This is a genomic window from Enterobacter sp. P82 (genome assembly GCF_037053385.1).
GTDB lineage: Bacteria > Pseudomonadota > Gammaproteobacteria > Enterobacterales > Enterobacteriaceae > Enterobacter.
Genome location: NZ_JBALHX010000002.1, coordinates 77,279 through 98,370, shown reverse-complemented (window position 1 = coordinate 98,370; position 21,092 = coordinate 77,279). Strand labels below are relative to the sequence as shown.

The window sequence follows — 21,092 nt, the reverse complement described above, 5'->3', positions numbered from 1 at the left end:
GAAAGATTATGAATCCGCATTTAAAATCTGTTATCAGTAAGCTAAACACCGAAAGCCGCACCGCCCTGGATACCGCCATTAGCCATGCCGCATCACGGCATCACCTGGTCGTTAGCCCGGAACATCTGCTATTGGCACTCATCCTTCAGGAAGAGACCCTGCTAGAGTCTCTGGTATTGCAGGCCGGGCTCGCTCCCAGCAACCTTCTGGTGGCGGTGAAAAAGACGCTTGATTACGCAGATACCGGCGCTGCCCCCACCCCGGTCTTTTCAACCGAACTGGTGGAGTGGCTGATGAACAGCTGGTTGCTGGCAAGCGCCCGCTGGGGTCAGCAACAGCTCAGCCCCTCGGCGCTGATGGCCTGTCTGCTGGATGAAACAACAACCCCTCTGGTTGTACCACGAGTCCAGCAGGCGCTGAGCTGCGATCGAGCGCAGGCATACCATGTGCTTCATGCCAGCGAAGCCCTTCCTCAGAGCCATAAGTCGATGCCCCCATCAGGTGGAACGACGCTGGCGAAATATACCCGAAATCTGAGCGAACTGGCACGCCAGGGAAAACTGGATCCGGTGCTGGGACGTGAAGCTGAAATCCGCCAGATGGTGGATATCCTGTTACGCCGCCGCCAGAACAACCCGATCCTCACCGGTGAGCCCGGCGTGGGCAAAACGGCACTGGTCGAAGGTCTGGCGCTGCGTATCGCGGCAGGCACCGTCCCCCCCCTGTTAAAGTCGATGGAAGTGATGACTCTGGATTTGGGTCTGCTACAGGCAGGTGCCAGCGTCAAAGGTGAATTTGAAAACCGCCTCCAGTCACTGCTGAAAGAGGTCGCCAGCTACCCGCAGCCGATCATTTTATTTATCGACGAAGCCCATACGCTGATTGGAGCCGGTGGCCAGGCAGGACAGAATGATGCAGCGAACCTGCTGAAACCGGCTCTGGCACGCGGGGAACTTCGCGTTATCGCCGCTACCACGTGGGCGGAGTACAAAAAGTACTTCGAAAAAGACGCCGCGCTGACGCGCCGTTTCCAGGTGGTGAAAGTGGCAGAACCAGACCTGATCAACGCCACCACCATGCTTCGTGCGATGGCTCCGGCGATGTCACAACATCATGGGATCCCGGTGCTGGAAAGTGCGATCCATGCGGCGGTAAACCTCTCCAGTCGCTATATTGCGGGTCGTCAGTTACCGGATAAGTCGGTCAGCCTTCTGGATACTGCCTGCGCCCGGGTCGCCGTTTCCCGGACGCACGAACCGAAAGAAGTTGAAGCTATTTCGGCGCAGCTTCAGGCGATCCACAGCGAATGTGAAGCGCTGAAACGAGAAAATGCGCCCGCTGAATTGCCACAAAAACTGCTGCAGCAAGCTACTGAATTGCGCACCCGTCTCGATGCACTAAATACTGAGTGGCATCTCCAGAACAGGCTGGTACAGCAGCTTCTGCAAAGCAAAGACGCGGATGAAATCGCCCGTGGACGAGCCGAGCTTGCAGCCCGTCATCAACAACATGCAATGGTTTTTGAGTGTGTTGACGCCACCTGTGTGGCAGACGTTGTCGCTGACTGGACCGGTATTCCGCTGGGCCGGATGCTGGAGAAAGAGCATCAGCAGCTCGATGCCCTGTTCGACAGGCTGGCCGGAAGAGTCATCGGCCAGCAACACGCCCTGGAGCAGATCGCTCAGCAGATTCGCATCAGCCGGGCGGGTATGGGCGATCCGTTGAAGCCCACCGGAGTCTATCTTCTGGCAGGTCCCTCCGGCACCGGAAAAACGGAAACCTCACTGGCGCTGGCAGAACTGCTGTTTGGCGGCGATCAAAGCCTGGTGACCATTAATATGTCGGAGTTCCAGGAGGCGCACTCGGTGTCAGGTCTGAAAGGTTCCCCTCCGGGCTATGTGGGTTATGGCCAGGGTGGCGTCCTGACCGAAGCCGTGCGTCGTAATCCGTATAGCGTGTTGCTGCTGGATGAAGTGGAAAAAGCACACCCGGATGTGATGGAATTGTTCTATCAGATTTTCGATAAGGGCATGATTGAAGATGCTGAAGGCCAACCGATTAACTTCCGCAACACGCTGATTATCCTGACCTCAAACCTTGCCAGCGCCGAGCTGGTGGCTGCGGTAGATAACGGGGAAACCGATCCAACAGCACTGTGTAGCCAGATAAGACCAGAATTCAATCGTGTATTTAGCCCGGCGCTGATGGGACGTATGACGCTGATCCCTTATTTACCGCTTCATCCTGAAGCCATGGCGAAAATCATCGCCCTGAAGCTCACCCGATTATGTCAGCGTTATCAGCAGGCAAGCGAAGGTAGCATTTTGCCTGACTGGAGCCCACAGGTCGTTAACTGGGTGGCAGAGCGCTGCCAGGTCAAACAGAGTGGTGCACGCGATATTGATCAGGTACTGAATCAGCACTTATTACCTCTGCTGGCGACACAGGTATTGCAAAAAGGGGCAACGGGTACGCTTAAGGTCGATGTCAAAAATAATACCCTTATCCTGCGTGCCGGGAAGAAAAAATCATGAGCGCCACGTTGATAAATAGCGGTCCTCAACCGCTCAGGATCAACTGCCACGATCCGCGCAGTCACCAAAACTTTTTGCAGTTCAGCAACGATATGCACCGCTGGCAAACTCATGCCAGCGACAGTAGCTGGTGGCTGGAGCGAGAAAAACAGTGCCTCGCATTGTTTGACCGCTACGGCTATGACCTGCAAACAGGGCTATGGTATTGCCTGATTGCGTGTCATCGTAACGGCTGGAAAGGCATTGCCAGCGCAACGCAACTGCTGGCAAATGGCTTTGCCAGACAGCAAATGCCATGCTGGCCGCCACTGGCGGCGGTGGAACTCCGCCGCCAGCTGCTGGATGGCTACTGCCGTCAGCTACTGCCGCTGATTTATGTTCTGCCGATGGCCGCCGTCAGCGCTTCTGCACTTGAGCTGTTGCAAAGCGCTGCCGGTTTGCTGGAAAAACAGGCAATCCCCCTTCAGTCACCCCAGCACACGGCCTTTCGTCAGCTGTCAGCATGGCTGGAAGCTCACATTAACACTCTTGAGCAGCAGGCCGTTGCGTCTGCCGTTTCCCCCGCTGCGGTCACCCGACCCGTTGCCTGTGATCCTCCTGTTCCGATTCTGGAGCAGGAAACTCCGGCACGTTGGCCCGGGCGCTTGATTTGGTGTGTGCTGGGTGCTGCGATGGCCCTGTCTGTAACAACCCTGATACAGAAAGCTGACGATCCGGATGTACTGCGCTTCAGCAATCAAATCTGGCCTGACAATCCACTTGTTGAACACCGCCGGATTGCGCTGGAGAAAATGAGCGCCGCGCTGCCTGTTAACAAAAGCGTTGAGCAACTCAGCCAGCAGCTAGATACACTAGAGCAACGCCTGCTGGATGCTGAGCAGAAACGTAAACCCTATATGACCATTTCAGAACTGAAAACCAGCGTGTATCAAATGCGCGACACGCTTCATCAGCAGGCAACCATGGTGGAGCAACAGCTTAATCAGTTACAACAGCAGCAACTAAAAGGTCAGCCGGTTTCTGATGCCGCACTGTATACACTCTCTCTGCAACTGGAAGCGCTAAAGAGTCGCTTACTTTTGCTCAGTGAAATCAACGCCAACAGAAATATGCAGTCATTAAATAAGGGATAAATTATCTTATACAAAATCACTTTCGGGATTTCGCTTTAAGAATAATCTCGCTTTTATTAAAGATTGCTCAAACGTACTTCTTTAATCGTATGCCTTACAATCTGTTACTTCGTCACTTTAAGGAATGAATATGAGTTTTTTCAATAACAGAAAAATCAGCGCCAGTGATAACCTTCACCAGGCGTTGACAAAAAAATCAAACAACAGCAGCATTTCACAAAAAAGCCTCAATAAAATTAACGAGAAGTTAAACAGTCTCAAAACAATTTCTGAAGTTAATTCTGCGAAAGCCGGGTTAAGTGCCTTTTCGGACAAAAATGTCAGCACGCAAATACTTGGTCTCATCAACGCGAACAGTAACGTTAAAAAAATCATTGCCATTGCCAACATCAGAAGCATCAAAATCACAAACAAGCCCTTAATACCCCATACAATGTCAACACTGGAAAGTCCAGAAAGAGAAATACATATTGACTATCAATGGGAAAATGCAATTTCAGTTTCCCCCCTTCAAAAAATACAGAGTATATATCCTGTCGAGCACTCAATTTCTCGCGACGACGATACACAGCAAAGCGAACTAAACGACTATGCAAGTAGTATTGGGGAAATCAAAAAATGCCGTCGGGTAGGTTTTTCGGAAAAAACTATCGTGGCACAAATCCCTTCTGATGACAAAGCGGCCGTGATACAACAGGAAGGAGAGAGATTACACGATACATTCCAGCCTTATAACATAAAATTAACGGAAAACGATATTCGAAAATATTTAAACATAGTTTATAAAATGATTTTAAAGAAATACACGCCGACGCAGATTCAGGACGAAATGGTTTATTACATGCAACTTCTGCCTTCTTTCTGCGGGTTCGATCACACCAGGACAATGTATCGTTTTCTGGCCGAAGAAAAAAGCGACAAACTATTTAATAATATCTACAGGAATGGTTTTCTTTATCGGGATCCGCGAACAATAAGTGCAATCGAGGTGAACAAAATTAATCCAGACAATCCTGTTTATAAGACATCACGTCATCGCAGACGGTAATAATTTCCGTTAATGAATTTTGAATATCAGATAAACTATCTCAACAGGAAAACATCATGGGGCTATTTAGCAAAAACAAAATTAGTACATACGACAGTTTAAAAGAAGCGCTTGACAAAAAAAGGATCAATAAAAGCATCTCAGCAAAAACCATCAATAAATTAACAGAGAAACTCAATAATGCAAAGACCGTAGAAGAGATACGTACTGCGCATAGCAGCTTACAAAATTACCAGAACCCACAGATTCAAGCGCGTATAGAGTCATTATTTGGCAGTAATAAAAATGTCAACCAAATCCTTGACAAAGCTGAGGCTCACAAAAAAATACAGAAAATAATTACCACAGGAATAAAACCAACACAAGCAGATATTGAAGCATACCAACGTCTGGCCAACACTCTTGCAAACGAAAATTACAGCACTGGGGCGTTAAAATCCAGCCTTGAAGAAAACATTTTCTTGCTGCCTTCTCTGAGTGGACTTCCGCGCAATAATCCGGCGTTAAATAACCAGGCCAAAGCGCTTAACAATACCCTATTTTTCCAGCTAAATTTAAATAAAATGACCTGGGTATCTACTTCAGTAGTGAAATCAGAATATCCATCACAAAACCGGCAGAATGATACCGACAAGGCCATGCAATATATCTGGTCAACCAATGCGGGATATAAGGCAATACAACATATGGGTCAGGTAAACACTGATGAAGTCATAGAAGAAATAAAACGTGTCAGCCCCGGCTTTTTTGATGGAAAAAAAGAAATAAAAACAAAAATAAAATATTTTAACGGTAATATTGCTACTGTACTTAATGATTACATTCTGAAATGCCGCACAAAAGAAAAGGACTATTACCGTGGAGTGTCACGTACTGAAGCCGAAGAACTGAGGCAGTGCGCCCGCACAAAACAACCTTATAAACCGAAACGCTTTCTGGCGACAACAACCAGCAGTACTGTAGCCCAAAATTTTCCTACACCCGATAGACATGCTGAAACAGTAAGAGTCACTGGCAGGGCTGCCGTCATCAATTCGGCTTATGCCGTCTCAGAGAGAGAACATTTATTTTCCCGGGATGATAAATTCAGGGTGGATATTAGAAGTAATAACCAGATTCATCTGACGCAAATTTCTTAAATGATACTCTGGGTCGTGCGCGCCCAGAGTATAACCTAAAACCCAAAACGAGGGCTATAGTCTGGTGAAAACCCTTGTTCCCGAAGAATTGAATAAAAACGTTTCAACTCAGTTTCAGAATGAATATGCACCACTCGTCCCTCGGGGCAAAAGAAGACAGGCTTATCATCAGGATCAAAACCCATACTGAAAGGATTCCCAGTTTCATCCCCATGCCACACAAGTTTCCCTCCGCGATAACCACAAAGTCGTATCTCTTCATTTAATTTCTTGATCAGGGTTTCACCAAAAAAATGCACATTCCCTTTATTTTCATCCAGCGCAACGTTGAGATGTGAAGTTGTCTGCAAAAAACGAATATCACGTTTCCCTTTGAGTAACCGGGGCGTCAGTCCTGTCTGACGCAAATTATAGTCCTGTTGCTTCCGTGGAATGATGGCAAAGAGATCATAATCTGCAGTTACCGCTCTGGGGGAAGCCGATAATCTGCCCACCTCAGGTGGGTTTGTCATCACTTTGACTGCTTTACCATTTTGGTCAATCACCTCTCCCTTTGAATCAATAAAAAAGTGATAACATCCGCCGGGATAGACTGCAGAGTAACGCCCATTCCCAAGGTCGTTTATGGCTTTCAGTCTGATCAGTTCCTGAATTCTGTCGCATGAAATGACTAATGATACCGCTTTCGCTCCTTTCTGTCGGGCAATAAAGATATCGTTTTCATGCATCTTATAACGCGAGCAGGCAATCTTAGAATATTTCGCCTCTTCGGGAATAAAGCCCGCGGTGGGGCCAGAGATGCTGGATTTGGCTTTAAGATGGAAATTTTTCGAAGGTGTTCCTGTTTTTAAAAGAGAAAAACTGAGTGGATTAGGATAACGTAAGCCGAGAACCACCCGGTATCTCAACGCTACGCGTTTAAAAGCCTCTTCATAAGGTATTTTCGCTATATTCACAGGACACCCCCTTACTTATTCAGGTTATATGTCATCTCAATATCGGCCATTTATTTTATGCCATACGTTCACGAGGGCGGTGTCAGTATGTACCCCCAGTTTCCGCATCGCATTTTTTTTCTGTCCACTGATGGTTTTCAGACTACGATTTAAATACGCGGCGATTTCCGTCACCGACATACCATCCACTACCAGCCGTACCACCTCAATTTCCCGCTGAGAGAGTTCAGCCTGGCAGCCATGTCCTTTAGGATCGTTGTTAATAATATGATTCAGCAGTGCCCGTGAGGTCTGACTATCGACATAGTTCTCTCCCTGATGGATACGTTGAATTATTTCCGGTAGCTGATTGATCTCATGACTGGCCTTACTGATAAATCCTTTAATACCCAGCCCCATCAATTCACGGACCAATGCAACATTATCGTATGAGCTTAAAACAATCAGCATAATATGCGGATAGTATCGACGCAGCTGCCGAATAAGCTGCATCCCATCCGGCATGGGATCGTTGTAAAAGGCGAAATCGCATATCAGTACATCGCAGGGTACACTTCTGAGCAGTTCCATTAGCTCTGTAATTGTCCGGGCCATACCGGTTACAGTTAGCTTCTGAGACTGCAATACCAGGCTGCGTAACCCGGCCAGGACGACGGCATGATCGTCCGCTAATACAATATGAGAGATAGCATTATTCATTTCCTTGTCACCGGTTTCCCTTTAATATTTCTGCCGCTAAAGCGTGGTGGTGGTCGGGGTGAAAGTCACCCGCAGTGTGCCGTGATACTGCCCGGCATTTTTATCCGCCGTGGCGAATTTATTCACCCGAAACTCCAGCGGCGTGGGGGCACACAGCACCGGGTAAGAAATAGACGGTAAGCGAACCGGCCGCACGCGGTGGGTATTCACCGTATTCCAGGTAATCAGCTCGCCGTTGCGTACATCCATCATCGCGTCGGTTTCCGGGTTATTCATTATTCACCAGAGAATGCCCATCAGGTGAACGCTCAAGGCCAAAGCGAGGATGTTTGGGTGGCACACTGACCAGCACTCCCCAGATCAAATTAACGCTCAACTGGCTGTTTGCGGCTTTACTGGTCGTGGCTACAGACTGTTCCTGTTCTCCGGCTACCGCCTCAAAACGCACGCGATACGTTTTTTCTGTATCGTTGTCGTTAAGAGCGATAAAGCGCACACGCTTGCTGCTGCCGGCGGGAAGAATAAATTTTGGTGGTGTTACGACTAATGCATTCGCATTCATTTCAACCGGAATTTCTTTTTCCTGTGGGGTGGCCGCATGAATAATTTCACTGACATCGGTTTTAACAAACTGAACATCCCGTGATTTTGAGATAACGGATGTTTTACCTTCACCACTTACCGCAACGTTGACAGCCATAGGATATGGCCGACATATTGGCTAAGGCATTACAAGTAAATAACATCCCACTAAATACCGGGCATAAAAATTTTGTGACAAAACTGGGCCTCATTACGCCCTCCTCAATCAATATAGACATCAGTTATTATGCCGACAGTTTATTAATTGTAAGCAGTTTACATAACTCCCCCGACAGAAGACACAAGAAAACCCTTGAAATGCACATCAGATTTATCTCATAAAATACAAGAATGGATAATGATTTATTCGTGTAATATACTCATGAAATAAGCTCAACTCCATACGACTATTCCTTCGCCGATAGAGAATATTCCTTGTCGTTATTCCGAATCGTATATATATAACAATAAGAATATCCTCTGTAATCTTCAGGATGTTCTCCAGTTGCTTTAATTATAAACCATATTATATTGACACTAGCTATTTACAGCCATTTCACAGCGAGAATCATTTTTATTTTAAAGGATAAGGTCATGCCATTTTGTAAGCATTGTGGTGAAAATTTTTTTGATGATGCACAACTGCATGTACATGCTAAAAAGCATAAATATATTTCTTTATTTCAGTGTGATAGATGTGAAAAAACTTTCTCTCAAAAATCTCATTTAACGAAACATATATGCATACATACTGGCGAACGCCCATATGTTTGCGAAGTCTGCGCAAGAGCTTTTAGACAATCAAGTAATTTGAAGAGACTTCTTCTGTTACATGAACGAGGGAAAACGTATACATGTTCAGTTTGCAACCAATACACAAGCAGTTCGAAACGCGCATTAGTTCGCCACGAATTAAACACCCATACATTGGCAGCACAACACTCAATAACGCCAGCACAAAGAAGCATGCCATATATTAATCTTGCTACCTCATCAAATCACAACGACATTATATGCCCTGCATATCATAATATATTTCGTGATATAAGTGGTTTAACCAAACATCTGCAAAAATATTCTGGCAAAAACCACCATGCTTGTCCAAAATACCGCCGTATATTTTCACACATAAACGACCTTACCCGCCATCAACTGACTCATATGCAGGAAAAGCGGTATACCTGTCCGATCTGTAAAGTAGGGAGTAATTCCTATAGCAGCATGATGATGCATATACGGATCCATACTAATGACCGCCCGTTTACCTGCCAGATTTGCAGCAAGGCATTCACAACCAATGGGAATCTCCAAAGACATAACCAGAACGTTCATTCATTAAAATCACGCCCCTCTGCTGCCGCAGGATCTACACATCAATATAACGATAATAGTTTCGATCATCTTCAGACAGCAGTACCTTCACCGCTGCAACTATTCAGCACTGAAGAACTTGAACAATTTTCAGAAATACATGATGCTTATGATTATTTAAATAAATTGTAAATTACTCCTATAGCATGCTAATTTAATAAGCAAACCGACTGGTTAAAAAATATATCATAAGGAAACTATATGTTCCTGTGTGAAAAATGTGGTCATTTAATAAAGAGTAGCAGAAATTTCGCCAGTCATTTACGAATCCATACGGGAGAAAAACCATTCATCTGTGATGAATGTAAAAAAACTTTCAACCAGATGTCTAGCCTGAAGCGACATCTATTGCTGCATTCTGGAGACAAATCCTATTCTTGTCCGGTCTGTGACAAAAAATTTAGTGATCAGAGTAATCTGAGGCAACATGTCCGGATACATACAGGGGATCGACCTTATACTTGCCCATACTGTAACAAGGGATTTAGAAGAAAGGATGAACTAAATTACCATATAAAACAGCATCTTGATGAAAAACCATTTCGCTGCCTAAATTGTAATGATGCATTCAAATCAAAATTTTTGTTAGAGAAGCATAAGCAACTTTGTAATAGTCAGTTCCATAGACTAAAAACAGCTCAGGCTTTACCTCAGTCATCCGGCACCGCCTCTTTTATGGACGAGCCACCATCACCATTGCAATTATTCAGCACAGAAGAGTTAGAAAAATTCAGGGAAGTAGATAACGTTGACGATTTCTTTAAGAACATGTAATTTTTGTAGGCATTCCGTTAATTGTTATTTTCTTTCCCGCCAGGCTCTTCAGCTACGAATGGTAGCTGAAGAGCCCGTACGATAATGTATTAATTAGTCCCCTTATCTGCAATCAGCTTCCCGGCAAATACCTTAAGATACCTCCCGAAGTTAGAACAAGATTTATCTCATTTACGTTTATCCATCCACCAATCATCAAATAATTAGTGCAATAATACCTGCCACGTGCTCATAATATCAGAAGAAATATCTTTTCATGCACAAAGATTATTCTTTATACACTTATCCATACTCTTATATTTAATGAAACCTGAACCCTATTAATATCCACAACAGATAACTAATGTGACATTTTATTATGAACAACGCGCAACCTTACAAACATTTTCTTTCTAAATGGCTTTCCTTTTCTTTTCTTATTTGGATATTTTTAATAGCCATCATCACGTCACATAGTGTAGAGTCTTTTTTTGCAATAAAAAAAGAAAATTTGATTGTCGCACGTGATTATGCTGAGTTGCGCTCAACTCAACTCGCCTCTTACCTTAACATGCTAGTTAGCTTATACGAAAACACAAAAAATCACACCAGCGTTACTCCTTATTCACAAAACATACATAACAATACACTCTATAAAATATTATCACCTGAAAGCCGCCACCCCGACAACTTTAAGCAATCCATGGCGCTATTAAATTACTTATCATCAACTATCGCTATTGCACGCCCGATCGAAAACATGCTAGCAGATAATTTTTTATTAGATGTTACGGGGGAATTTCTTGCATGGCACTCCAGGGACCAACATGATATTTATCAAAATATGACCAGTGATAATATGCGAACACTAATAAAGACACTAAATACCCTTTCATGCTACACAACTCAAAATTACAACACCGGGTTTATAAAAAAAAAAGGTGTTTTCTGGATCCCTATGCATGATGAGGCTGTTTCAAAAAAGCACGTCATTTATGGTATTGCCCCCGTTCTGGTTAATAATCGAGTAACACATATTATCGGCATCAGATTTCGTTCCAGAGACATTCCTTATCTTTTTATCAACCCCAAGAAGAATGAAGGAGTTTTTATTGTTTCAAGAGATAGAACCACTGCCTTTGGAATGAATGACATTACCTATACAGCATATAACAAAAGAACAGCATCAGCTATTCTTCAATCAGATAAGTGGGCATCAAACAAAGATATAAAAAAGGAGTTTCATTTCGTCTGGCCTTATATTTACATTAGCGCTATGATAAAAAACACTCAATGGACGATAGTCATTGAATTTAGCATCATGGACATATTATCCAAACTGATGCATCAACATAGTTTCTTATTTATATTGTCAGTTCCCTCCCTAATTTTAATGTGGGCAGGAGTTCTTTATGTTGCTACACGCCCTCAGCATAATACATCTCTTTTACATAGCATTGATCAAGACGAAAACTTGCTCCTTGCTGGTGTCTTTCATGAAATACGTACGCCTTTACATGGTGCTCTCGGCAACCTGGAGTTGTTGCGCAATGAAGTAAACTCGCCTGTTGCGGTGGCCAGAATTGATGTTATCAACAATACAATGTCATCATTAATGACGCTAACTAATCTCTTCCTAACCCAGAGTCAAGCAGAGGCGAATAAGTCTTCTCTGATGCATGAACATTACGATCTGACAGCACTGTTGGAGCAATGCCTTCAAACATGGGCTCCCTTAATTACAAAAAGAAATGTCGCACTCTATTTTTTAGCTGACGATATTTTAGATGTACAAATTTGGGGTGACAGCCAGCAACTTGGACAAATCGTGCTTAACCTGCTTAGTAATGCGTATAAATTTACGACTCACGGGTTAATCATTCTGCATACCCGGCTTACAGTGAACAAGGGGGGAGATAAGCGTCTTCAAATTAGCGTTTCTGATACAGGTTGTGGGATTCCTGAGGATAAACAAAAAGCGGTATTTCAACCCTTTATAAAAAATGTAGCAGCACATCCCAAGTATACCGAAGGTACCGGTCTGGGGCTGTCGATTTGTCAGCAACTCGCAAGACGCATGAAAGGTGAGATTGTTCTCGAAAGCGAGATAGGTGTTGGCACTCGCTTCATCCTTGAGATCCCTCTGGAGGAGATGTCGGTTTCACCAGACTCATCGGATACACGACTATCAGGGCAGCAGGTAGCACTTTATTGTTCATCACGCCTGTGGGAAGCATCGCTCACCCGTATGTTGTCTCACTGGGGGATTCAGGTCACTCCTCACAATATTCATGCCCTATCATCGTTGCAGCAAGTGGACAAAACTGTTCTCGTCGCCAGTACCGAATTACCGCCGCTTTCCTCTCTCACATCCACAGGATGCACGGTCATTCTACTTACACCTGATGGCCCATTAGCGCCAGAAATATCAGATAAATTTATACACCTCACCGCTTTTTCTATGACTGCGTTAAAAACGCTTTTACAGCAACAATTTGTTCCCAAGAGAAGGATATCTGTAGGAGAAGTGTTAACTGGTTCCTCCACGCAGTCGACACCCAGACTACTGGTGGTTGACGACAACCCAGTAAATCTTGCGTTAATTCATCAGCAATTGCGCACCATCGGTTACAACAACATAGATCTCGCCAGTAGTGGAGAAGAGGCATTGACTCAATTACAGTCCAGCAATTACGCTTTGATTATCACAGATTTTTACATGCCGAAATTAAGCGGTGAGGGCTTGGTTCTCTGGTTACGCCAGCAGGAATTGAAGACTCCAGTGATCGCGACGTCTGCGGCAACCGTTAATAGCCAGGAATTCGACGCTATTTTGCTGAAACCCTTTTCACTTGAGCAACTTAGGACGACGATAAACCGATTTTTACCTCAGTTCGACTCAGCTCCCTCTTATTCTGCTGATGTATTTTATAATGATGTTTACCGTCTCTTCTCCAGTGAATGGTTAGTTGAGCGAGAACGTATTCTCAGTGCAATAACGCAGGGAGATAAACAGGATTTTAACCATCTGATGCACAGGCTAAAAGGATCGCTACTGACACTGGGCTGGCGCGAACACGCAGAGTTTATAGATACAATTTGTAGTAATTTGCCTACGCTAACCCATAAGTCATGGGAACATTGCTGGTTAATGTTATCTGCCAGTCTTGAACATATGATTAAATACATCGGTTAAAATGTTGCATAGCCACGTTACAGCAGATATTTGTTATCCGTTCTGATATCCCCCATAATAAAGCTTACAGCAGAAAAAGAGGCGCAAGAGCATTGTCAGACAATCATTACAATCCTATCCAACCTCAGCGCGGAAAACGACTTTCCCAGCTTGTCTATGAACAACTCACTGATAGCATAGTAACAGGGAAACTTAAGCCCGGCGAATGGCTCCCTGCTGAGCGGAATCTGGAGAAATTGTTTATGGTCTCGCGGGCCCCCATCCGGGAAGCTTTAAACGAACTGGTCACCAAAGAATTACTGGTTAAAGTGCCTGGCGAAGGCCTTCGTGTTGCTGATACCTTTACGACCATTTTCACCCCGCCACTGGTCGCCATTCTGACGTCCCATCCACAGGCCCGTATGGACATTCTGGAGCTTCGTCGATTACTGGAAGGTGCTGCCGCTTACTATGCTGCAATCCGCAGCACACCGGAGGAACATCAGCGATTACGAGAAAGCTATCAGCGGCTAGCACATGCCTATGTTTATGGTTCTCTGGAAGATGCAGCACGCGCGGATGCTGAATATCATATGGAGATCGTTCAGGCGGCGCATAACCATGCGCTGTACGCCATGATGAACAGCTTCTTCTCGCTTTTGCAGGGTTCGGTACTCAATACAGCGGATACGATTCGTCGTAATAAAGCGAACTGGGATAAAACTGACGAGCATCATCGGGGATTATTGGATGCCATCCTGGAGGGTGAGGCTGAAAGAGCACGCGAAATTGCCTTTGATCATTTAACCTTTCTTCATACGACGCTTGGTCATGCTAATCCCTGGGAATGAATAAAATTCCCCGATAACCTCCTTTCCGGGGTTATCGGGTCGCACAAGGGAACTTCCTCCCTGCGCTCCCATGGAACCGGACGTGACAGTATCCCATAATCCGGCTCTTGTCGTTGACCGTTCATGTCAACGACAAGATTTATGGCCTTTTCGCCATTTTTAATGTTCGCTATTTGATCACTTCTGCTGCCCGCTTTCCGCCATTTCATCATCACTGATTGGCGTTGTTTTTTTGACCAGCACTCCAGCTTTGCGTTTTTCCTTTAACCTATAGCTTTCTCCTTTAATATTCAGAGTGGTTGAGTGATGCAGCAGCCGATCCAGGATCGCCATTGCCAACGTAAGCACCCCATGTAGGACGTAGGGTAAGATTTAGTTTACAGATAGGGTTACGTTCCAGGGTAGCAGCACTTTCACGCGATTGGCAGGCCAGGTACTGATTATGGTTATGACGTGCCGCAACCAAGCTTCAGGCTCGATGCCATTCAGCTTGCAACTGCCTATCAGGCTGTACATCACTGCCGCACTGTCACCACTGACCTGCTCCCCGTTGATTAATACACCCCGATGTTAGTAATGTCTTCATAAGCCATATGAGGACATCTCCATGAAGAAGCGTTTTTCCGACGAACAGATCATCAGTATTCTTCGCGAAGCGGAAACCGGAGTTTCTGCCCGTGAGCTCTGCCGTAAGCACGCCATTTCCGATGCCACTTTCTACATCTATGGACTACCTCCGTTTTGCAAGCACTGATTCTGGTTTTGGGTTGTTGCTTACATCTATCCCGCATCAGGAAAACCTGTGCCCAAATGGGTAATCCGCACACAATCGCCTCAACAACTGGACGGCCTTTGAGGCCAGTATAAAAATCAGGTTCCGATTGTGCAGGTGCAACCTGTCACCATTTCTCAGTACGCTGCAACTTTTCTGGCTGGGAATTAATTTCCAACTGCCTGATACTGTGTATCATTTCTCAGCATTGACCAGATTATTCTCGCGTTCTTATTAGCAACCGCCACGGTTGTTTTATTAAACCCGCGCCGTTCCTTCAACTGGCTAACACACTGATTCAGATAACTGTCATTGTTTTTCGTGGCAACTCTGACGACAGCACTGGCACCATGAATAAACAGGGTTCGCAGATGCTTGTCGCCTTTCTTCGTCATGTTCATGAGCACCTGTCTGTCCCCACTCGAGTGCTGACGCGGCACAAGGCCAAGCCAGGCTGCAAAGTGACGACCATTCTTAAATTCAGTTCCTTTGCCAATCGCTGCAACAACGGCTGTGGCCGTTTTAGGGCCAATGCCTTTAACTTTGGCAATACGCTGGCAGGTTTCAGATTGCCTGAACACTACATCGATTTCGTTATCAAAAAAGTTTATACGACGACCAAGATCGTTGAAGAGATCATAGAGTTCCGCAATCGTTGCGTATTCTGGCGAAGTTGACCGGGGATTCCGGAGGAACGTGAACGCGTTATTTCCTAACGCGCCCTAACTTCTTTTTATTACACCGACCGTTCACTTTCAGTCAACCTGTGCCAGTCGCTTTCTCATTGACTCACCTTTCATTTCCAGCCGGTGGGAGTTATGCATCAGCCGGTCCAGGATGGCATCCGCCAGCGTGTTATCACCCACACAGCCGTACCACTCATCCGTTGGCAACTGGCTTATTATTACCGTGGCATTTTTACCGTAACGATCGTCCACCAGCTCCAGAAGATCGTTGCGTTGTGCCGGGAGTAACGGCTCCAGCCCCCAGTCATCCAGGATAAGCAACTGTGTTTTCGACAGCTGCGCAAGCTGCTTCCTGTAGCTGCCATCCGCCCGGCTGTGCGTCAGTTCAACCAGCAACCAGCAACCGGCTCAGCCGCCAGTACTGCACGCTGTAACCCTGCTGGCAGGCATTGTTGCCCAGCGCACATCCCACGTAGGTTTTACCGCAGCCACAGGGGCCGGTTATCAGCAGGTTCTGTCCCCTGAGTACCCACTCGTTCTGGCTTAACTGGGCTATCCGCGAACGCTCCAGGTTCCTCGGTGGCTGGTAGTCTATATCGTGGACTGAGGCCTCCAGCCTCAGCCGGGCCTTCTGCAACAGACGTTTCTGTTTGCGCTGATCCCTTTCGAGGGATTCATGCGTGACCAGCAGGGCCAGCCTTTCCCGGAAGGAGAGGTCTTCGTAAGTGCCGGGTTGCTCCATCTGTGAGGACAGCGCGGCCGCCATTCCTGTCAGTTTCATTTCTGTCAGCTGTTACATCAGCGTATGTGGCATGTTCGGGTTTCCTGTTTCAGTGGAAGTGGCGCGGGCCACGGATGTTCTCATGTTCCTGAGGGAGCTCCTGAGACGGATGCAGATCACCGTCCACCGGAACAAGGTCCCTGTTATTTTTCTGGATCGACTTTATCTGCTTCAGCCGGGTCAGCCCCTCTGTATTGGCCAGCCGGCAGCTGTTGTTGACGCGTTCAGAAGGATACTCCCGCGTCAGGCTCAGCAGCCCCAGACACAGGCGGTATGCCTGATCCGGATGCGCTTTTTCTGCCAGACGCACGCTGATCCATGTCAGTATGTCGGGCCCCACACCGGCCGCCCAGTTTTTCAGCCGTCCCGGGGTCCACTCCTGGTGATGGCGGTGACGCTCCGGCATATGCTCTGCCGTGGTGCTGTTACCGTATTTATCACCTTAATGGACTGAGCGTAAAACGCAGACGACGCCGTAAAGGGCTGGCAACCGAACGGTTTCCGCTTCTGCGCCCGGATGCGCCGAACCTGACATGGTCGATGGATTTCGTTATGGACGCACTGGCCAACGGTCGGAGGATCAAGTGCCAGACCTGTGTGGATGATTTCACGAAGGAGTGTCTGACGATCACCGCGGCTTGACTCGGAATACGCAATGGGGTAGAAATGCCACTGCACACTCCCCAATAACCGGGTGAACTCTACGGACCCTGTCGCATCTAGGTGATAATATCCCAGGACTTTAAGATGGCTGATCGTAGTACCGGAAGAATCATATATGCATTACCGACCCAGGTCGATTGTCTAAAAGATGGGTTCAAGAATGTGCACCGCTCGAAATTCATAAGCCATTCTGTATTAATCCTCCCTTTCGTTATTTTATCAATTTGGCCTTCATTAACTAAATGGTTTGGGTCGTTACTTTTGGGGTAGAATCCCATCTTCAGATAAAAGCCGTGTGAGCCATCTACAGGTAGCAATTTTACCGTGTGTATATTCAGTTCAACACCGAACTTTACAGCTGCAAAGACTAAAATCATTCCTAACCCTGAATATCTGTTTGGATTTTTACGAGTTGGATAGTTAGAATTCCCCTCCACATATATGGCTGAAATATACAAATAATCCTTATCGTTATCATCTTTCTGCAAACTACATCTTCCGCTCGCAAGCTCCTGACCTTCTGAAGTTATCAATGAAAAGTTCATTGCATGCCCCTCATATTCAGGAGGATACTCACGCTCTTCAGTCAGGTACAGGGGGAGGGGATGTTTGTTGACTGGTTTCTTTTCGATAAATTTCATTTTATGACCTTATGATGCCACTACTACTGAAGCGCAAACACAAATATCTGATGAATAAAACAACCAGACGTTCTCGTTTATTGGCTTCCAGTTTTTGGTTTACTTCGCTGCGTCACAGGAGCAACATTGCTGTCGGGCCCATCTCACTCATGTTGTATGGAGTAGCGCCAGCGACATGTTATTTGACAGCCCCCTTTTCTCCTGGTTTATGGCGCTGGCGCATTACAGGCATCAGGAGTCTCCACCCGTATCCGAATATTTTCCAGCAGTTGCAGACGCTCCCGCTGACTCAATACCGTTTTTTTCAGCCAGGGCATTATCGTCAGCTGTATACTCGCCGTTTTGCCACTGACCTCACGCCCGTCAACCAGGCTCAGTCCGTCTCCGGCGTGGATGTTCAGGGCATCACGCACAACCTGTTCCCCCCCCGCCGTCACGCGTCTTAGCCGCACCGGGCGATTATCCATCACCGCGGATGAGGCCTGTACCCGCACGACTCCCTCTTCGCCATAACGAAACAGCCCCCTGCTGGCGCTGTCTCCGTCAAAATAGAGCCGGATGCGACCGGGTTGCGGACAAACCACGCTCACCGTCAGGTCCCGGGCAGCCAGTGCCCCCCAGCCATGTTCTGTCGGGTATTTCCCGGCAGGGGCCTGGAGTTGCGCCTCCGTCACGGCACCATAATCAATTTGCTGCTGACTCATCAGCACCTGACAGTCAGGTGCTGTTGCGCTGGCCGGCATTCCCGCCAGGCCAGCCAGCATACAGACTATCACCGTGATTACTCTTCTCATCTGTACCTCCTCACTGCATAACCGACTGGCATTCGGCAGTCAGTGTTTCATAATAATCGGTCAGATTTTCCTCCGGTCCCGCCTGGAAAATCAGTCTGCAGCGCCGGCTGTCGGGCAGTTCTGCATACAACACCCCGGTCTGGCTCAGGTCTGCCAGGAATACCACCCCTTCCGCAACGGCCTGTGTCACATATTTTCCCTGTGCATCAACAATCACCGCGCCACGCGGCAGTAAACCGTTATCCGGCAGGCTTACGTGCAGCATGCCGCGACGTACGCTCGACAGCGCGAAGTTCAGCGTCGGTACCGCGCCATGCCCTGCAGTCACCATCCGGGTTCCGTTATCCACATCGGCGTTTTTGGGCAGCGTGGCGGCATCAAGTTCCACCCGCCCGGTGCGGTATGCCGGTAACGATGGCACGACTGCCTGGCCCCACGCATCGGTCCATACCGTCCCCTGCGGGGTGGATACCGCGACTCCACTCACGTTCCGGCCGAGATCAATCACCCCAAATGTTTCCTGTACCGGTGAGGGTGAGAAGGTGACGCCATGCTGATGGGCAACAATACCGCCGCTCAGCGAGGCACCGTAGTTTTGCTGGCTGTAACCATGGCTTCCGGCATTGAGACCCAGTCGGGTATAATGCAGATTACTGTTCAGGCTGCCGTTAATACTGCTGGCATGATGGTCAATATCCCGGTCCGCCGACACCGAGTAGTCCAGCGTGGGGGTCAGCCTGCCGCTAGTCTGTACGCCGGTACTGGACCCTGTGCCATCATTGCGGACATAGGTATTCACGCTCTGTTCCCCCCATGGGATACTCACACTGGCATAAAAGATATCGTTGTCGTTACGCACTGTGGTTCCGTCACCACCACCATTCCCCCCCACCTGACCCTGCCAGTTCACCGAAACAGATGCCCCACCAAAGTTCCTGCGCCAGGAAGTGATAAGCCGTCGGGTATCATTGGCTGTATCAAATCCCTGCGTACGCGCATATCCCAGAGAAAATGCGCCCAGAAAGTCCTGCGACCATCCCATCGTCATATTCCAGCTGTTTTTGTCATACCCGGTGTGCCCGTCGTCCTGCAGAGCGTCATTCAGGTCACGAAATCCTGGCGTATTCTGCGTCCCACTGAAGGAGAAGCTCAGATTGTGCGGCGCGCGGTAGTTAGCCGACAGTGTAAACTGATTGCCCTGAACATGGTGGTTTCGGTCGGCGGCACTCAATGTATCGGCCGACAGCGTGAGTGCCGGCCACGGTACAATATCCAGCCCGCCCGCCACCGAGCCGTAATTCTGTACCATCATGCCGCCGGCACGGGTGTTCAGATAAGACTTTACTTTCCAGCCATCAGTAGCGGTCAGCAACCACGGGTCACCATACCGGGAGTCTGTGTCACGGACCTGGCCTGCAGCCAGCGCAAAGCCCAATGGGCTGCCCAGCCCGCTACCGGCAAACGTTCCTGATGACACGGTAAACTGATTCCTGCTCCCGTCCGTTTCCACCACCGTCACATCCAGGTCGGTTCGGACGTTCAGTACCGGAATTTTCGTCAGTGTGAAAGGACCTGCAGGCACCAGCGTTGAGTAAATCAGCGCCCCGGCCTGGCGTATCTCAACCCGGGCCTGAGCCGTGCGGGCGATACCACTGACGGTGATACCGTCATCATTATTGCCGGATTGTGTACTCAATGCTGAATCCGGTATCCACTGAGCACCCAGAACAGGTGCACTGGCAAACAGCGTGTTTGCCAGGTTTATCTGCCCCGTCTGCAGCATCATGCCGGTATCGGCAAAGGTGTGCTGAGCATAGGTATATTGCGTATCCAGCGCCATGCTGCCGTTATTGTTGCTGAGCAGCTGGCTGCTGCGTATCAGCCAGTCCCCCATATTCAGACCGGAGATAAAGGTGCCCTGGGTGTAATCGGTGCTGCGCCCACCAGTACGGCTGCGGGTGGCAAAGGCGTTATAGTTAAGCAACCCGGCTGTTCCACCTTCGAGGTAACCGCCCGGGATACTGCTCTGGCGCTCCAGGGCCTCCGGCGGCACGACCAGGGACACCCTGTTCTCGCCCGGAGAAAGCGTCACTGACGTCCCGGGGAAATCCAGTGCGTAGTCGTAACAGCCATTAGCATCAGCCTGAGTCTCCTTCGGCACCTTCAGCCCCGCCTGGCGTAGCAGCGCCGCATCGGGGCACAACTGACCCTCACTGCCAAAGCGCGCGGACACGGTTCCCCGCGCGTCACCGTTAACCGACAACCGCACTGGCTTAACTCCCGGCATAAAGCGCGGAGCCTGCGAAAAATAGTTCACCACGTCCGCCGGGATACCGCGTGATTTGAGAATGCTGGTGTCAAACTGGTCAGCAGTATCGTTTGCAGGCTGCGCGGACCATGCCATGCCGCTGACGGCAAGGCTGACGGGCAGCCAGATTAAAAGCCAACAGGGCTGTCTGAATGTTAGTATCATGATGATATCTGAATGCGAATACACCGGGTGCAAAGGGCACC

The 21,092-nt window shown here is 47.8% G+C and carries 15 protein-coding genes and 7 pseudogenes; 10 read left to right on the top strand and 12 right to left on the bottom strand.

What is annotated here, in order from left to right:
• The first annotated feature begins 8 nt into the window (after positions 1–8).
• The 4 genes from tssH to WB237_RS13265 all read left to right on the top strand — a co-directional run bounded on the left by tssH (position 9) and on the right by WB237_RS13265 (position 5,854).
• On the top strand, positions 9–2,534 hold the full coding sequence (tssH, locus tag WB237_RS13280) for a type VI secretion system ATPase TssH (protein WP_336213733.1): 2,526 nt from the start codon (positions 9–11) through the stop codon (positions 2,532–2,534).
• A complete protein-coding gene (locus WB237_RS13275; protein WP_336213731.1) occupies positions 2,531–3,667 on the top strand; it encodes a VasL domain-containing protein in 1,137 nt (378 codons plus the stop codon). Before tssH ends, WB237_RS13275 begins: the two co-directional genes overlap by 4 nt.
• A 130-nt stretch (positions 3,668–3,797) precedes the next feature.
• Positions 3,798–4,715: a hypothetical protein gene (locus tag WB237_RS13270; protein ID WP_336213730.1), complete on the top strand. Its 918-nt coding sequence runs from the start codon at positions 3,798–3,800 to the stop codon at positions 4,713–4,715.
• Positions 4,716–4,771: 56 nt separating this feature from the next.
• Positions 4,772–5,854, top strand: a complete 1,083-nt coding sequence (locus tag WB237_RS13265) for a hypothetical protein (protein WP_336213727.1) — start codon at positions 4,772–4,774, stop codon at positions 5,852–5,854.
• A 35-nt stretch (positions 5,855–5,889) separates the two neighbouring features.
• Here the strand turns inward: WB237_RS13265 and WB237_RS13260 are convergent, their stop codons facing one another.
• The 4 genes from WB237_RS13260 to WB237_RS13245 are packed head-to-tail and all read right to left on the bottom strand — an operon-like array spanning position 5,890 to position 8,209.
• On the bottom strand, positions 5,890–6,810 hold the full coding sequence (locus WB237_RS13260) for an anthrax toxin-like adenylyl cyclase domain-containing protein (RefSeq protein WP_336213726.1): 921 nt from the start codon (positions 6,808–6,810) through the stop codon (positions 5,890–5,892).
• Positions 6,811–6,846: 36 nt separating this feature from the next.
• Complete coding sequence (locus WB237_RS13255) at positions 6,847–7,509, bottom strand: response regulator transcription factor (protein WP_336213724.1); 663 nt, start codon at positions 7,507–7,509, stop codon at positions 6,847–6,849.
• A 36-nt stretch (positions 7,510–7,545) separates the two neighbouring features.
• Positions 7,546–7,785: a CfaE/CblD family pilus tip adhesin gene (locus WB237_RS13250; protein ID WP_336213722.1), complete on the bottom strand. Its 240-nt coding sequence runs from the start codon at positions 7,783–7,785 to the stop codon at positions 7,546–7,548.
• Complete coding sequence (locus WB237_RS13245) at positions 7,778–8,209, bottom strand: fimbria/pilus periplasmic chaperone (protein ID WP_336213719.1); 432 nt, start codon at positions 8,207–8,209, stop codon at positions 7,778–7,780. The genes WB237_RS13250 and WB237_RS13245 overlap by 8 nt, the downstream gene beginning before the upstream one ends.
• A gap of 476 nt (positions 8,210–8,685) precedes the next feature.
• Between WB237_RS13245 and WB237_RS13240 the strand changes: the two genes are divergently transcribed.
• From WB237_RS13240 to WB237_RS13230, 4 genes are all read left to right on the top strand, one after another.
• Positions 8,686–9,594: a C2H2-type zinc finger protein gene (locus WB237_RS13240; RefSeq protein ID WP_336213718.1), complete on the top strand. Its 909-nt coding sequence runs from the start codon at positions 8,686–8,688 to the stop codon at positions 9,592–9,594.
• A gap of 69 nt (positions 9,595–9,663) precedes the next feature.
• Entirely contained in the window at positions 9,664–10,236 is a 573-nt protein-coding gene (locus tag WB237_RS23045; protein ID WP_442892512.1) for a C2H2-type zinc finger protein, read from the top strand.
• A gap of 358 nt (positions 10,237–10,594) precedes the next feature.
• Positions 10,595–13,411, top strand: coding sequence for a hybrid sensor histidine kinase/response regulator (locus WB237_RS13235; protein WP_336213716.1), 2,817 nt, complete (start codon positions 10,595–10,597; stop codon positions 13,409–13,411).
• 92 nt (positions 13,412–13,503) lie between these two features.
• Positions 13,504–14,241: a FadR/GntR family transcriptional regulator gene (locus tag WB237_RS13230; protein WP_336213713.1), complete on the top strand. Its 738-nt coding sequence runs from the start codon at positions 13,504–13,506 to the stop codon at positions 14,239–14,241.
• A gap of 177 nt (positions 14,242–14,418) precedes the next feature.
• Here WB237_RS13230 and WB237_RS13225 read toward each other — a convergent pair.
• Positions 14,419–14,586, bottom strand: a pseudogene (locus tag WB237_RS13225) (ATP-binding protein); the annotation flags it as partial.
• Between the two features lie 27 nt (positions 14,587–14,613).
• Positions 14,614–14,775, bottom strand: a pseudogene (locus WB237_RS13220) (transposase domain-containing protein); the annotation flags it as partial.
• Positions 14,776–14,848: 73 nt separating this feature from the next.
• Between WB237_RS13220 and WB237_RS13215 the strand changes: the two are divergent.
• Positions 14,849–14,968 (top strand): annotated as a pseudogene (locus WB237_RS13215) (transposase); the annotation flags it as partial.
• 212 nt (positions 14,969–15,180) lie between these two features.
• Here the strand turns inward: WB237_RS13215 and WB237_RS13210 are convergent.
• From WB237_RS13210 to WB237_RS13200, 3 pseudogenes are all read right to left on the bottom strand, one after another.
• Positions 15,181–15,669 (bottom strand): annotated as a pseudogene (locus WB237_RS13210) (IS110 family transposase); the annotation flags it as partial.
• A gap of 99 nt (positions 15,670–15,768) precedes the next feature.
• A pseudogene (gene istB, locus WB237_RS13205) lies at positions 15,769–16,480 on the bottom strand (IS21-like element helper ATPase IstB).
• A 49-nt stretch (positions 16,481–16,529) separates the two neighbouring features.
• Positions 16,530–16,910, bottom strand: a pseudogene (locus WB237_RS13200) (IS21 family transposase); the annotation flags it as partial.
• Between WB237_RS13200 and WB237_RS13195 the strand changes: the two are divergent.
• Positions 16,907–17,119, top strand: a pseudogene (locus WB237_RS13195) (IS3 family transposase); the annotation flags it as partial. The pseudogenes WB237_RS13200 and WB237_RS13195 overlap by 4 nt on opposite strands.
• An 80-nt stretch (positions 17,120–17,199) precedes the next feature.
• Here WB237_RS13195 and WB237_RS13190 read toward each other — a convergent pair.
• The 3 genes from WB237_RS13190 to WB237_RS13180 all read right to left on the bottom strand — a co-directional run bounded on the left by WB237_RS13190 (position 17,200) and on the right by WB237_RS13180 (position 21,051).
• A complete protein-coding gene (locus WB237_RS13190; protein ID WP_336213711.1) occupies positions 17,200–17,784 on the bottom strand; it encodes a GNAT family N-acetyltransferase in 585 nt (194 codons plus the stop codon).
• 206 nt (positions 17,785–17,990) lie between these two features.
• On the bottom strand, positions 17,991–18,578 hold the full coding sequence (locus WB237_RS13185; protein WP_336213709.1) for a hypothetical protein: 588 nt from the start codon (positions 18,576–18,578) through the stop codon (positions 17,991–17,993).
• 10 nt (positions 18,579–18,588) lie between these two features.
• Positions 18,589–21,051 (bottom strand): fimbrial biogenesis usher protein, encoded by a 2,463-nt coding sequence (locus WB237_RS13180; protein ID WP_336213707.1) that lies wholly within the window; start codon positions 21,049–21,051, stop codon positions 18,589–18,591.
• Positions 21,052–21,092 lie beyond the last annotated feature (41 nt).

Excerpts from the sequence above, each read along its gene's own strand:
- tssH (WP_336213733.1), top strand. The coding sequence starts at position 9 with ATGAATCCGCATTTAAAATCTGTTATCAGTAAGCTAAACACCGAAAGC.
- WB237_RS13275 (WP_336213731.1), top strand. The coding sequence starts at position 2,531 with ATGAGCGCCACGTTGATAAATAGCGGTCCTCAACCGCTCAGGATCAAC.
- WB237_RS13270 (WP_336213730.1), top strand. The coding sequence starts at position 3,798 with ATGAGTTTTTTCAATAACAGAAAAATCAGCGCCAGTGATAACCTTCAC.
- WB237_RS13265 (WP_336213727.1), top strand. The coding sequence starts at position 4,772 with ATGGGGCTATTTAGCAAAAACAAAATTAGTACATACGACAGTTTAAAA.
- WB237_RS13255 (WP_336213724.1), bottom strand. The coding sequence starts at position 7,509 with ATGAATAATGCTATCTCTCATATTGTATTAGCGGACGATCATGCCGTC.
- WB237_RS13250 (WP_336213722.1), bottom strand. The coding sequence starts at position 7,785 with ATGAATAACCCGGAAACCGACGCGATGATGGATGTACGCAACGGCGAG.
- WB237_RS13245 (WP_336213719.1), bottom strand. The coding sequence starts at position 8,209 with ATGGCTGTCAACGTTGCGGTAAGTGGTGAAGGTAAAACATCCGTTATC.
- WB237_RS13240 (WP_336213718.1), top strand. The coding sequence starts at position 8,686 with ATGCCATTTTGTAAGCATTGTGGTGAAAATTTTTTTGATGATGCACAA.
- WB237_RS23045 (WP_442892512.1), top strand. The coding sequence starts at position 9,664 with ATGTTCCTGTGTGAAAAATGTGGTCATTTAATAAAGAGTAGCAGAAAT.
- WB237_RS13235 (WP_336213716.1), top strand. The coding sequence starts at position 10,595 with ATGAACAACGCGCAACCTTACAAACATTTTCTTTCTAAATGGCTTTCC.
- WB237_RS13190 (WP_336213711.1), bottom strand. The coding sequence starts at position 17,784 with ATGAAATTTATCGAAAAGAAACCAGTCAACAAACATCCCCTCCCCCTG.
- WB237_RS13185 (WP_336213709.1), bottom strand. The coding sequence starts at position 18,578 with ATGAGAAGAGTAATCACGGTGATAGTCTGTATGCTGGCTGGCCTGGCG.
- WB237_RS13180 (WP_336213707.1), bottom strand. The coding sequence starts at position 21,051 with ATGATACTAACATTCAGACAGCCCTGTTGGCTTTTAATCTGGCTGCCC.